14 protein-coding genes and 1 pseudogene are annotated in these 14,288 nt (G+C 32.5%); all 15 read right to left on the bottom strand.

Features of this window, described 5'->3' with window-relative positions:
• Positions 1 to 152, bottom strand: a 152-nt coding sequence (locus tag OCV73_RS12340; protein WP_167551241.1) for a polysaccharide biosynthesis protein, incomplete at its 3' end; no start/stop codon positions are given.
• On the bottom strand, positions 149 to 829 hold the full coding sequence (locus OCV73_RS14520) for a CatB-related O-acetyltransferase (protein ID WP_147552628.1): 681 nt from the start codon (positions 827 to 829) through the stop codon (positions 149 to 151). The genes OCV73_RS14520 and OCV73_RS12340, both read right to left, overlap by 4 nt.
• Positions 830 to 881: 52 nt before the next feature.
• On the bottom strand, positions 882 to 1,280 hold the full coding sequence (locus tag OCV73_RS12330; protein ID WP_147552626.1) for an MATE family efflux transporter: 399 nt from the start codon (positions 1,278 to 1,280) through the stop codon (positions 882 to 884).
• Positions 1,281 to 1,319: 39 nt separating this feature from the next.
• Positions 1,320 to 1,923, bottom strand: a pseudogene (locus OCV73_RS12325) (oligosaccharide flippase family protein).
• A gap of 140 nt (positions 1,924 to 2,063) precedes the next feature.
• Positions 2,064 to 2,918 (bottom strand): LbetaH domain-containing protein, encoded by an 855-nt coding sequence (locus OCV73_RS12320; RefSeq protein ID WP_147552621.1) that lies wholly within the window; start codon positions 2,916 to 2,918, stop codon positions 2,064 to 2,066.
• A gap of 7 nt (positions 2,919 to 2,925) precedes the next feature.
• The gene (locus tag OCV73_RS12315) at positions 2,926 to 4,365 is read right to left on the bottom strand and encodes a lipopolysaccharide biosynthesis protein (RefSeq protein ID WP_147552619.1); all 1,440 of its coding nucleotides are present in this window, start codon (positions 4,363 to 4,365) and stop codon (positions 2,926 to 2,928) included.
• Between the two features lie 182 nt (positions 4,366 to 4,547).
• Positions 4,548 to 5,819: a glycosyltransferase family 4 protein gene (locus OCV73_RS12310; protein WP_147552617.1), complete on the bottom strand. Its 1,272-nt coding sequence runs from the start codon at positions 5,817 to 5,819 to the stop codon at positions 4,548 to 4,550.
• Between the two features lie 12 nt (positions 5,820 to 5,831).
• Positions 5,832 to 7,019 carry a Coenzyme F420 hydrogenase/dehydrogenase, beta subunit C-terminal domain gene (locus OCV73_RS12305; protein ID WP_147552615.1) on the bottom strand — a complete coding sequence of 396 codons (1,188 nt, stop codon included), beginning with the start codon at positions 7,017 to 7,019 and terminating at the stop codon, positions 5,832 to 5,834.
• Complete coding sequence (locus tag OCV73_RS12300; RefSeq protein ID WP_147552614.1) at positions 7,012 to 8,160, bottom strand: polysaccharide pyruvyl transferase family protein; 1,149 nt, start codon at positions 8,158 to 8,160, stop codon at positions 7,012 to 7,014. Before OCV73_RS12300 ends, OCV73_RS12305 begins: the two co-directional genes overlap by 8 nt.
• 33 nt (positions 8,161 to 8,193) lie before the next feature.
• Positions 8,194 to 9,159 (bottom strand): glycosyltransferase family 2 protein, encoded by a 966-nt coding sequence (locus OCV73_RS12295; RefSeq protein WP_147552612.1) that lies wholly within the window; start codon positions 9,157 to 9,159, stop codon positions 8,194 to 8,196.
• Positions 9,156 to 9,737: a serine O-acetyltransferase gene (locus tag OCV73_RS12290; RefSeq protein ID WP_147552610.1), complete on the bottom strand. Its 582-nt coding sequence runs from the start codon at positions 9,735 to 9,737 to the stop codon at positions 9,156 to 9,158. The genes OCV73_RS12295 and OCV73_RS12290 overlap by 4 nt, the downstream gene beginning before the upstream one ends.
• Complete coding sequence (locus tag OCV73_RS12285; protein WP_147552608.1) at positions 9,724 to 10,911, bottom strand: glycosyltransferase family 4 protein; 1,188 nt, start codon at positions 10,909 to 10,911, stop codon at positions 9,724 to 9,726. The genes OCV73_RS12290 and OCV73_RS12285 overlap by 14 nt, the downstream gene beginning before the upstream one ends.
• Position 10,912: 1 nt before the next feature.
• A complete protein-coding gene (locus OCV73_RS12280; protein ID WP_147552606.1) occupies positions 10,913 to 11,956 on the bottom strand; it encodes an EpsG family protein in 1,044 nt (347 codons plus the stop codon).
• 3 nt (positions 11,957 to 11,959) lie between these two features.
• The gene (locus tag OCV73_RS12275) at positions 11,960 to 13,162 is read right to left on the bottom strand and encodes a glycosyltransferase (RefSeq protein WP_147552604.1); all 1,203 of its coding nucleotides are present in this window, start codon (positions 13,160 to 13,162) and stop codon (positions 11,960 to 11,962) included.
• A 288-nt stretch (positions 13,163 to 13,450) separates the two neighbouring features.
• Entirely contained in the window at positions 13,451 to 13,960 is a 510-nt protein-coding gene (locus OCV73_RS12270) for a UpxY family transcription antiterminator (RefSeq protein ID WP_147552603.1), read from the bottom strand.
• Between the last annotated feature and the right edge of the window lie 328 nt (positions 13,961 to 14,288).

The raw sequence follows: 14,288 nt of genomic DNA, 5'->3' as shown, positions 1-14,288 counted from the left end.
AGGTGGTGACGCATGTCGTCTTGTTTTTTTTCATCACGGCTGAAAATCCGGATTTCACGGAGGTCGCTGTCTATAAATCTTCGCAATACGGCGTTACCGAAACTTCCGGTACCTCCCGTAATTAATAATACTTTGTCGCTGAATATACTCATAACTTTATTTTGGTTTTAAAATTTCTTACATCAGAAAAAAGATCGGCATGTTCCTCAATCCATTGCTGAGGTTTATCCCACCATTTGAGATTCAATAAAAAATCAATCATAGGTTTATCAAATCTAAAAGACATATGTCTCGCAGGAATTCCTCCCACGACTTCATAAGGTAATATATCCTTCGTAACAACTGCACCTGTTGCAATTACAGCTCCATCACCAATACATACTCCTCCCATAATCGTAACATTATCTCCAATCCATACATCATTTCCTATTACTACAGTATAAGGGACAGCCTTATCGGCATATTTCTCCTGGATATATTTTTCTCTATCAACAAAAGATAAAAAATATCTACGTGAATAAAACGCAGGATGAGTAGAAATACACTCTTTATATGGATGATGTGTATATACAATTCTCAAATATTCTCCAACAGAACAATATTTTCCGATTTTTGCACATATAACAGACGAATTATTGCCAATATAAGAACCAAAACCTATGACGGACTTATATATGGTCGTTCTAAATGCTATTTTATTATATCCTTCAAAAAAAGAATCCGTATCAACACTACTCTTTTTCGCTACAAATACATATCGTTTTTTCAATCTTTGTATTCGTATAACTATTTTTACTTTATTCAATATTCGTCCAAACAATAATCCCATATATCTAAATAATAAAATAAATCATTTCCTTTTTTTAAATTTATTCAAAAATTTAATTTGAGAATATATATATCGCAGCATCAACTTTAAATACAAATGACAAAAAGAGATATAATAAAACAGCAAAGCCTGAACCAAAAAGCAAAATCGCCCAGTTGTCCAAAGGTAAAAAAGTTATAAGACTAACAATAATAGAGGTAAAAATTGCCAACAAAAATGATGGTAAAATATCTAATAGTTGATTCTTTATAGCATAATTAATCAGCTTTTTGTTCCATTGAGCAACAATAAATATAGAAATAAATGCACCTAAAGCTCCTGCTGAGACCATATAATATACACCGAATGGAATAGCCAATATAATTAAACCTAACAAAACCATTTTTGAAAGAAGTGTTGCTTTTAAATATAGATCACTTCGCCCCAAACTAGTCAACGCAGAAATATTCATTAAATAAATCGGATAAAAAGAAACTGTTATACAGACAATTTACATAAAAGGAACTGCTGGTAACCATTTATCCGTGAGGAGTACGACAACTAACGGTTTTGCCAACACAAACAATATGGCCATCAAATAAAATACAACATAAGATACTAATTTCAACATTCGTCGAACGATATTTTTATTTGTATCTTATCATCTTGTAATGACGATAAAGCGGGAAACATAACGCTATTCAATGTATTTGCAGCACTATCTACAATTAAAGTAGGTATTAACATACTTCTATTATAATAACCTAACATAATTGTATTATATTGCTTTCCGATAACCAAATTATAAACATTGTTATAAACAACATTAAACAAAGAACCCAGCAGTACTTTAGAACTATAATTAAATAAAATCCTCACTCTTTCCAAAGAAAAATAGCCTAAGGGTCTCCATTTTACCATATACCAATAGCCAATAACTGTCATTATTTGAGAACAAAGCTGAGAAACCACGAGACTCCATATTCCAAATCCGTTATATGCCCTCATCAATCCCACAATCGCAGAAACCATAACAGCCATAATATTTACTCCAAAGTTTTTTTAAATTTCATCTCTCTTACCAATAAAGAATTCTGCACACACGAAAAAGCCATAATCAAAAGAGATAATGATTGAACTCTTAAAACTGGGATCAAAATATTCTCATTCGTATATTTTTCTTATAATATAAGATAAAAAAATATCAATATAATTAAAATCTCTTTGCTATTAAAAGAGAAAAAAACGTAAATAATTATTCAAACTGTTTTGCTCTATCGTATAAAAAATCTCTATCCCAATTACTTTCTATATAAAAATCAGCATCGGGATTATTTGTAAAATAATCATTTAAAGTTTTTTCGTATTCTCCTGACACAATTTCCCTATAACCATTCGCTATTTCTCTTCCAGGAGATCCAACTATCAACAAACCTTTTTTATCATTATCCTTCACATAGTCTTTGTTTAAATAACTGCCTGCCGCTACAATCGTATTCTCAGGAGTCTTTGTTCCTTTCATTATTGTAACCCTGTTCCCAATCCAGTTACTCTTACCTATTATGATTTCTTTATAAATATTCCCAATCTTATTCGTATTTTCATTTATACTGTAATGAAAATTCGTATCGATTAATTGACTTTCAAATCCAACTGCCGATTTTTCACCTAACACAATATGTTTTGAACAACATATTTTTACATTCGAGCCAATTAAAGAATAGTTGCCAAATTCCAATCTGGCCTTATGGGTAACCCTAATAACATAACCGACATAAGCCATCATAGGACCATTAAAAACAACTTGCGATGCATTATTTATTAAAATAAGACCTCTTCTGTTTGCAGAAAATAAATCCCGGTTTTGGCCTAATTTTATCATTCCGGATTTTACGTCTCCATTGATTATAACATCTCCATCCAGATTTACAAATTTTACTTTTCCATAAATGTAGACCGGCAACTTTCTAGCTTGTTCAAACGGCATTGTTCTGAAATTAAAATAAATCGTTTTCACCCAATTTATTTTATGTTTACCATTTTCATTAATAAATTTTCGTGTAATCCTTATCAAAAGTCGAACACTTGATTTCATTTTTTTATAATCCATATTCCGCTTATTTTGATCTCAAACTTATTATCATATTTCGAATTCTTAAATAACCTTCGATTTTTAGCATATGAGACACAGTCAGAAATAATATTATCCCCACTAGTACCTGGGTTACCAAACAAATAAACGCATCCGAGATTATTAAATGCAAAGCCCAAACAATAATGCCAACAATCAAAGCAATCAGTAATGAGGGAAAAATATCCTTACATTGTTCCCATCCGGAATAATTTATGAGTCTCCCACATGGTATGGTACTAATTAGAGCGGATATTATAGACGAAATGGAAAAAGCCAAAACCATTACATATATACCGAACGGAATGCTACATACCAAAAAGATAAGAATAACTATTTTTTTTATTATATCGTATTTTAAATGTAAATCACTACGACCTACACTATTTATTGCCACTTGATTAGCCTGATTTAAAGGATATAATAAAAATCCTAAACATGAAATTTGTAAAAAAGGAACACAATCAACCCATTTCTCTGTATATAGGACAATTATTAATGGTTTAGCAACTGCCGCCAACAATATTAAAAAAAAGAATAAACAATAACAACCGCAAACTAAAAGCTGCCGAAGAATATTCTTTATACGTTGCTTATCATCCTGACAAGATGATAGAGCCGGAAGCATCACTTGTCCTATAGTATTTGTAATATTATCTACCACCAACGCCGGTAACGTATGGCCTCTATTGTAAAATCCTAATTGAGCTTTTGTATAAAACCTACCTATAAATACGGATATTATATTATTAAATATTGCTGTTAACAATCCTACTCCTAAAAAACGGGAACTAAATGCAAACATCCCTTTAAACCGGGAATATGAAAATTCTAAAGAAGGCCTCCACCCTATCGTAGACCATAATAAAACAGTAGAAGCACATCGTCCTAATAGTTGAGATATAATCAGGCTCCATACACCGAATCCTTTATATGCCAAAAATATTCCTGCTCCTCCGTTTATTATAGTGGAAGTTAATGTTATTCTAAAGCTTTTTTTAAATTGCATTTTTCTGGACAGCAAAGCATTTTGCACCCCATCCAAAGCCGAGAAAAAAAGAATTAAGGATTGAACTCTTAATAAAGGAATCAACTCTCGAGTATTATAAAAAATAGCAATCTGCGGTGAAAGAAAAAATAAAAGTAGATACAATGTTGTCGCAATAAATAAGTTCACAAAAAATACAGTCGATAAATCCAACTGGTCTATTTCCTTTTTTTGAATAATAGCGCTGATAAAACCGCTGTCCGTTAATAAACCTGCTATTACAAGAAAAATCGTATTTAATGCTATAAGACCAAAATCATCTGGTGTCAACAATCGAGCCAGTACAATGGAAATAACAAATTGCATGACTTGATTTCCAAATCGTTCGGTATATCTCCAAATTAACCCTGATAAAATGTTTCTTTTCAATTCATCCATTGATATTCACGCCTTCTCTTTTACTACTTTTTTAAACTGGAGCCTAATAAAATAATATCTATATCAACTTTATTCAACATAAAATTCATGCCATATAATTTATATTCATATTACTCTTATCTTCATATATTTCATTATTAAAATAACTGTCATAGAAACAGTATTTTGGATCTTTCTGCATTTTAAAACTCTCTTAATATTTCCTTTACCATATTCTCAGGAGTATTCGCATAATAAACATCTCCTAAGTCAAAAGCTCCATTTACGCCTATATTTTTTTCAAGAAATAGCTTCAACCGGTTGGCATTTTCTTCTAAGAGTGATTCATCCTCCTTGATCAGCAAAATATTTGGATATTTTTTCAAATATGGAATTCCTGCATCTTCATCTATTTTATAAAAACTGATAATAGGCCTTTGAGTAGAAATATATTCAAATATTTTACACGGAATAGCACAAGAATATGAATTTCCGAAATTAATTAATGCCGTTGCATTATTCTGAATATCCTTAATTTCAGAATGAGGAACATTTCCCAAAAGAAAAATTTTATCATTTAATAATCCGCTTTCCCTAATATCATTTTCTATTTCCATAGAGATATTTCCATATATATTAAATTTTAATGGAATATTCATTAATAATGGAAGTCTTAATAACTTAATAAGATAATGTGGGTCTGCCGTCGCTCTCCCCATCGAACCAGTAAATACTAAGCTGTTTGAGGTATCATGAACAAAAATGTTATTATTATAATTAACATCTACCAATGGGATATCTACGTATCTAATCTTTTTCTGATATACAGAATATCGATCTTGAGAATAGTAACTTCGATGAGATTCCATAAGATATATAGAATCCGCTTTTGTAAAACAGATACGTTCCCATCTTTTAATCGAATATAATGCAATTTTATCTGAGAATAATAAACGAGGTAAAATACTCCCTGACATTGCATCCAAAGAATAAATAAAAAATTTAATTTCCGGACATCGTTTTTTCAAGATACAACAAGCTAATAATATTTCTAATGATTTATAAACCCCTACAACGACTTTCACTTCATTTTTCTTACAAATATCATAGGAAGATTTATAATAACGCCACACAACAATCGGGGATAATAACGGCCAAAAGAATATATAAAGAAGACCTTTAAACCGTAAAAGAAACTCAGTCAATTTTAAAAAACAAGATTTTTTATTAGTATTTTTACGGGTAAAAAATAGTTGCATCTGTACAAGTAAATAATTTTTTATTCTCAACACCGAAATACCGTCTATAACTTCTTGTTGTTTTTGACCATGTATATTTTTTAACGTCACTAAAAAAACAGAAAAACCTTTTTCTATTAATCCGTCCATAATTCTTTTAGCACAAATGGCATTAGGAGACGGTGATGGATAAAAAGATCCCGTTAAAAATAAAACAGACTTATTATCTTTATTCATACAATACAATAACTATTTCTTCCTAGATAATAATCGTAATAAATAATTATATCCTCGTTTCACAATAAAAAAACGACTATCCAACAAATTATACTTCTTCGCAACTTGTGTTATGGATAATTCCCTGAGATCCTGATAAATAAAATCCCGTTCCACAGGCCTTTGACTCGACTCAACAAGATTTTTATTTCCCATCACAGCTTCATCTAAAGATCGCTCTTCTTCAAATAGACATTCTTTTATATTTTCAAAGATAAGCTGCCCTTTTGCAGTATTTACAATAACTAAAGATAAACCTTTCTGCACATCATGGATAAAAGGCGTCTCTCTTCCTATGCCCCAAAAATCACCTAATGTAAAATCACCTTGCCTTGGAAATTTAGAAAAACGACATTTATAACAAGACTCTCTGTGCAGATAATTTTTTAAATAAGCTTTGATATAGAAATTATCAATACCAACCAATGTTTTTATTTTATTCTTATATTCGAATGACGTACGGACGCACCAACCTTCCAAATATCTAAATGAAAAATTTTTTAATACCGGTTGTTTGTATTTATTTTTCAAATAACTGATATATTTCTGAAAAAGCTGAGGTGAAGGTACTCCGTGGCACACAAGATCACATGTAAATAAGTAATCGGAATCTTTCCCCAAATAGCTATATAATCCGGCTATTTGGCATGGTGTTCCGACAAATAAAACATATTTTTTTTGTTTCAAGAAGGATCTTACCTCTCTAAAAGTCAAGCCAATATCACTTTGCAAATATTTCGACCCTTTTAATAACTCCAGCTTCTCAGTACATTCTACCGAAATATGCTCCAATTGCATATCCTCATTATATGCAGCCCCAAACACAATTCCATGTAAATCTTCTATCACATACCTCGCAAGAGTACCGAAAACACCTCCCGAAGAACTACTCATACGATTCTTTCTATCATTACTCCAAGCAGCATAAACCCTCGAAGGCTCAACGTCATATTTATGTAATGGTGTAATTACAGGACATTTTTTCACACAAAGTCCACAAGAAATACACTTTTCATAATTAATATCGGGAATATGAAATCCATCATCATCCGAAATCATATTAATGGCATTCTCCGGACAAATATTCTCACATGCACTACATGCCGTACATAAATCAGAATCGCACAGCATAATCTTTTTATCTCCCATCTGTTCAATCATTTAATGCATTTTTCAGAAACAACAATGACACCTCTCTCCATTTTTGAAGTTTTTGATTCGCAACCGTATAATCCATAGATAATTCGGACTCGGCAGGCATAGGGGAACCTTTAACTATTCCCCTGTTTTCAATACCGATACGACGCATGACGGACAGCTGTCTGTCATCTGTTGTTTTCTGATCGTTTATGATAGAATAAAAAGGTTTATTGAAATTTATGGCAAAGGCCGTTCCATGAAAAGAACTCGTCAAGACAAATGCAGCATTATCAAACAATCCTAAGAATTCTTCGGGACCAATATCATTTTTCAAAATATAGTCATGTCTGAACACTAATTTATTCGCCCCGCCAATTAAAACAACTTTGCATTTCATTATTTTCTGAATATAATCAAGCAAATCATACGCATATGGGAATGGGGTAAAGGTATAGCTCAACAGATAACACAATATATAGGGCTCTTTTATTTGAGGTTTTATTGCGAGACTTGACCATTCAGAACCTGAAATAAGAAGGCTGGGATCAAGTACATTCACAGAATCTTTCCCCGTGAGTTCTTTTACTAATTTCACACCCGATTCTTCTCTTAAAGAAATATATAAATAAGAACTTATATATTTCTTATACAAAGAATAATAATTTTTTGGCATATCCATTCCGCCAAAACTTGCAGAATAAGCAATCTTTTTTTTACTTTCTTCAACAAATGAGAGTAAAAAGGTAGTATCTTCATGGTTATATCTGGGATTCCATACCTGATCGCTCCCCGTCACATAAATATCACACAGAGGAGGATCTTTATGTATTTCTTCTCGTGTGCCATATTCCTTCGTCAATTGTAAATGACATTCTAAAAATCTTCGGAATTTTTCTTTTTGTTTTTTTTCTGATGATCCGATAAAAATATTCAATATATTATTTATTAATGTCCTGCACAATGTTTTAAAATCAAAAGCAGGTTTATAATTTTCTGTCAAAAAATTAAGATGATAATAATTAGGATACTTATAATTGATAACTTTACAATTATATCCTAATTGTTCGATAACATACGATAAAGCATAAGTCTGTAGCGCAGAACCAAAGTTTATAATATTATGTATCGTAATAAGTCCTACCGTCTTTTTATTTTTATTCATTACAATCCAACTAAATATTTGATTTAAAACTAATTATTTAAATATTTTATATAATCTTCCAAATGTTTCACAATTTATAACCAAACAAATACTTAGTAATCTCTGCTTTAAATTTAACGGAGTATTTATATCTTTTACAAGGTTCACAGCCCAGTTAATTTCCCGGTTTAATTCTTTTGACAAACCTTGCTTATAGGCCTCTCCCACACAATAAAAAATCGCACCGATTTTACTGCAGTTCACATAATAGCATAAATCGGGATATTTATTTCGTAAAAATAAATCGAGATTATGATAAGCTTCAACCGTATCAAATGAATGCTTCGAAAAGGCTTTTTTCATAGTAGACATTTCATGCTCAACATAATAATATTTACCTTCATTCAAATAGACAATCTTAGAAGCATTTGCTACAAATCTGTAAATAGTAGCCAGGTCTTCATACCATTTTCCTACCGGGAAACGAATTTCTCCGATAGCCTCTCTTTTATATAATTTATCGCAGGGAGTCTGTGCACAAAGACCGGACCCCGTTTCAACATAACTTTTTAAAGCCTCATAGGTCGTCATCTCAACTACCCCATCGCTCTTTTTAGAGAAATTTATTGTACCATCCAAGCAAACAGCCATAGAACCACAAATAGCAATATCGGCATGATAGCTAAGAGCACCGTCCATAAGATACTCGCACATGTCGTCAGCAATATAGTCATCGCTATCAACAAACATAATATATTCTCCCGAAGCGACTTCTATACCCGTATTTCTTGCGGCTGCTTGCCGCTGATTTTCTTGATGTATAACTTTTATACGACTATCCTGAACAGAAAAAGCATCACACATTCTCGGAGACAAATCGGTCGATCCGTCATCAACCAATATAATTTCCAGATTCTTATATGTTTGATTAAGAACTGAATTTACACATTTCTCCAGATATCTTTCCGAATTATAAACAGGTATAATAATACTTATTAAAGGATCATTTGTATATTTCATTGCTCTCTTGCTATTTCTGTCGCCTTAATAATATATTTATCGGAGTTATTATCACTTATTTTCCTGGCAGGAATACCGCCAACCGTTATATTGGGTTCAAGAATATCTTTTATTACCACTGCATTTGCTCCGATACAAACTCCGTCAGCAATACGAATGCCACCCAATACTTTTGCTCCGGCTGCAATAAAAACATTGTTCCCTATCTTCGGTGCCTTATCTTCTACATCCGAGCCGATAGTAACCCCTTGCAAAATCCGGCAATTTTCCCCTACAATAGCATCCTGATGAATTAAAATAGTCCCATAATGTTCCAGACATAGCCCTGGTCCAATAACATTAAAGCCGATCGAAAATCCTAATTTTTGACTTAAAACCACATATTTAAATTTATAGTACTTACCGATGAAATGCCACCAAAAACCATGTTTGCAGTTTTCAATATATTCACAGCGCCTTAAGAGTCTTTGATATATCCAAATTATATCATGTTTATATCTAGGACGTTTTGTTTTCTTCTTTAACGCTATCTTATCACACTCCAAATAATATAAATAGTCTTCTTTAGATTTTATCATTTTGCTCTGTTTTAAACCAATGATTATTTAAACAATCAGCGACACTCAACACGCCTGAAGAAAAATGAACCATACTTTTTGAATAAAAAACATCATTTAATGTTTTCAGAAATCTAATGGCAGCTATCTCGGGAGTCCAGTTTTTTGAGATATTCAAATATGCATTCTTGCCCATTTTTTTTCTATTTTTTTCATTATTAATTAAAAAGACAACCTTTTCATAAAAATCCTGAAAATCTCCATTTTTATAAATCAATCCTGTTTTTTCATGTTCCAACAAAAAAGGAACAGCACCTATTGCATGACTAGCTACTACTGCACAACCAGCATTCATCGATTCATTCAAAACAGCTCCCCACCCCTCGCGGAAGTCACTGGTAAATAAAAAAATATCGGACCTTTCCATATAATTACGAACCTTTTCTGGCTCAATAAATCCCAAAAAGGAAACATTATTTTCCAACCCATATTCATTCACCAAAAGTTTCAACTTAGCTTCTTCTTCACCCCTACCGATCATGTTTATATGAAAAGTATAATCCTCCTCCTTTAGCTTTTTTGCCAACATGATTGCATACTCAGGGTGTTTTAATTTTAAAAAACGTCCGGCCCATAAAATTTCAATTTTTCCACTTTTTTTGCACATCAATTGTTCAATATCATATTCCCGGACTTCAGTAAAATGAGCCCATTTATAACAACGGCCTCTAAACGCTGCCAGACGATTAACATCATATGCTGTATATCCGCTAGCACACAACATATAAAAATTACTTTTCCTGCCCGGAACAATAAATCTCTTTAATATTTTAAAAAATGAAGGTGGATAAAAAGCTCTTACGAATCCACGACGAAATAAACGTTCAGCTATATAAAAGGTCAATTTGTTTTTTCTTACGCGTTTTTCTATAAATTTGAAAGGCGCAGAACCAAATAAAACGACATCACTACATTCTCCTATTTTTAAACATTCTTCATACAATTCTTTATCTTCGTACGAACATTTCACGTAAGGAATTTCTTTAACATCCAGACTCCACCCTTGAGATATGCGTTCTTCTTCCATTTTTTGCGTTTGTATAAATACAAAATCCGCTCCTAAACGAGAATACAAAACATCACAAAAGGGCTTTTCATGATGATTGATATAATTTGAAAATATAGATACTTTCACTTCAACAAAACTGATAAGGATTTAAACTTGTATTATTATGAAGTCTATAGAAATATAATATAATACAACACACTACGGTAATAAAATAATATTGCCTCCTGATAGAAACGCTCCGGGACATTATTATCTCTTCCAGTAACACATAAGTATAGGGCATGTAATAAAGCGTTATCCGCTCTGCCGTACGGCTTATAAGCCGTACTCCCCATAGCATAAAACTACAGAAATTAATATTGATCATAAAGCGGTTATCTCTATTTTGCCGTATCAGCGACTTGTTGAATTTAAATGCCAAAACGGTTATAATTAAAACTATCGAAAAGAATATATATCCGTTTCCTGTGCTTTCAACACCATAATTATAATCCAAAGCATCTGCTGTCGCTAATAATAGTTTGTCCGCAACCAGAAAAAGCACAAAAAATGACAGGAAATACACTATAACCGTTTTCTTCTTAACCGGATTATTCGCAATAAAATAGGCCGGTATGAAAAATAATGCCGATTTATGGAACAATGCAGCAATAAAAATACCGACTAAGAACCAGAGTAACTTTCTGTTTTTTATAAATGAAAAAAGAAATAGCGTTACAGTTACTGCAATAGTTTGTCTCACCCCTGAAAGAGTAAAATCAAAAAAACCTAACGTAACAAAAAATAAGATTGCCAAAAAAGGTTCTCTTGCATTCTGATATACAAAATACCCAATACCTATACAAGAAAAGAATGCGACAAAAATAAATTGCCATTGCGGATGAGAAAAATAAGAAGCAAGAAAATAAATAAAGTACCTATAACCATATTCCAGCCTTGAATATTCGGAATAACTATCTAAAAAATTTACCGATCCTGCTACTTCAAATATTCTGATATAATTTGGAGTATCTGTTCCAACATCTATTCCCCTAAAACCTGCTATAATAAATATGGGTATCAATGCTCCTATAATATACATTTTTTTATGCTTTTTATTCAAGTCCTTTTTAGGAAAGAACATAAAGCGGTAGAGTATCAGATACATGATAAGTATTATATAGGGTAGCATATATTAGTTATATCGTTTATATAATTGCATGTATTTATCTACAAAAACGGATTTACTGAAATTCATTACTGCTTTTTCGCGGCAAATCGCAGAAAAGTTCTTTTTAAAAACAGAATTCATGGAATTTACAGCATTCAACAATTCAGGTAAATCATTTTTAGAAATTACGATCCCTGTATTTTTTTCCAGACTTTCGGGACTTCCCCCTGTATCGAAAGTCAAAACGGGGGTACCACAAGACAACGCTTCCAGATTTACCGTAGGATAATTATCTTCCAATGTAGGATTTATAAATACATCGGCTAAAGAATAATACTGAACTAACTGATTAATGTTATCAGTCCTTTCAACGGCTATTACATCGGAGGAGAGAGATTTTCTATCCGCACGATCTGCTCCAATTAATATAAGTTTATATTCCGAACCGAGCCGTTTGCTTAGTTCTACAAAATAATTCAGTCCCTTGCGTCCGATAAATCCTTCCGAAGAAACCCCTAATAATACAATTTTCTGTTCCAAGCCTAAATTCATTCTTAATTCATCGGTTGGAACCGGTTTAAATATATTTGTATCTATACCGTTATTAATTACAATCGTCTCATATCCTGATAAAAAAGATTCTTTTACCTTATGGGACAACCAGAAAGACGGAGTTACAATAATCATATTATTCAAACCAGTGAAAAGACTTTTCTTTTTAGAAAACATTTGAAAAGTAGAGTCCACTAACGAAGGCGGATAAGCTTTTAAATTAGGACATCGGTTACAATGCTCTTTCCATTTACTGCAACTCACAAAATCAAAATAAGCGCAATGGCCTGTAAAAGGCCAGCAGTCATGGAAAGTCCATATTACCGGACGGTCATATCTTTTAAGAAATTCAAAAAGAATTTCCATATTCAAATAATGTCCATGAATATTGTGTAAATGTATCACATCGGGTTGTAAATCCTCTATCCATCGAATAAATAGCTTCGTTCCTCTTACAGAATACAAAGCCTGGCGGCCTGTCAGCCGGGATAAAACATTATGGCTTTTCCTTTCTACATATGTGCCTATTTGATAAGCCCGGTGATATGTCGTTGTTCCATGCCCATACGCAATATAACATTCATGTCCCCGATTTTCGGCTTCCAAAGCTATATCCACTGCAATACGCCCTGTACTGCCGTAACCACACACGGTATTTATTTGTAAGATCCGCATTACATGATTATAATTAACTTCCTATTTTTTAATACATTATTTGGAATAGCCTTATTTATTCCAATATATATAAGTTCAACAACATAAAAAATTAACATTACAGCCTATAACAGAAACTTTTATTTCCTGCAAAACACAATTAATTTAAAATGGTTACGTGATTTTTTAGAATAAAATAAGATACAAAAAAGCTCGTCACTAACATATTAGTAACGAAAAAAAAGATAAAATTTGTTGCGGCAAAAATACCGCATATATTTATTTTTAGCAAACGAATTGCTATGTAATTTACAGTTTTTTCAAGAAACTAAGGCTTAGCGTAGTAAGTGCATAACCCAGTCCCTGAATACGGACAGCTACTTTATGTCTACCTTTAATCTCCACCAACTCCCCGACCAGTCCGAGCAAATCACCCTTCGTAATTTCCACCGGAGTTCCTACCGAGAGATCTTCCTGGCTGAATTCCACCATACCGGTACTCAGCTCGACCATACTGCGAAGATTTTTTATTTGTACGTCGGGAATAGCGACCGGTGTTCCCTCTTCCCGAAGAAAGGCAAGCGCCCCATACGTCATCAGGACATCCTTATATTGACTTCTGTCAATATATACAAAAATATATCCGGGCATAACAGGTACATCTACTTTCTTACGACGGTCATGCCACTGCCTTACAACGGTCTGTATAGGCAAATAGTTTTCAATACCCGCCATATCAAACCGCTCTTTTACTCTCTTCTCGGCTCTCGGAGCCGTATACACGGCAAACCAATATTTATCGTCAGAAATCGCTGCCATCCGTTTTTCTTATCACGCTTAATTTACCTGGATTAATTCCAATAATGCCGTGAATAAACTTTTTAAGCCGGGTTTATTTTCAAAAATATCTACCGGCAACAGAATCTACCGGCTGTCTATTAATCCACACGTATTATTCTTTTATTTTCCGGTGCAAATATAGGAATATATCCATAATTTCAAAAAAATAAAGTATTCTATTTTTTATCAATAGTTAAAATTCATGTTTACAATGCATAAAATCATATATATATATTTTAAAATTATATAAGAATAAATATAAAAAGGCCGGATATGATACCCGGCCTAATCAATCAACCAATCAAAT

The sequence above is a fragment of the Barnesiella propionica genome (genome assembly GCF_025567045.1).
GTDB lineage: Bacteria > Bacteroidota > Bacteroidia > Bacteroidales > Barnesiellaceae > Barnesiella_B > Barnesiella_B propionica.
Note: the sequence above shows the minus strand (reverse complement) of the source record. Positions and strands in the feature narration are given on the sequence as shown.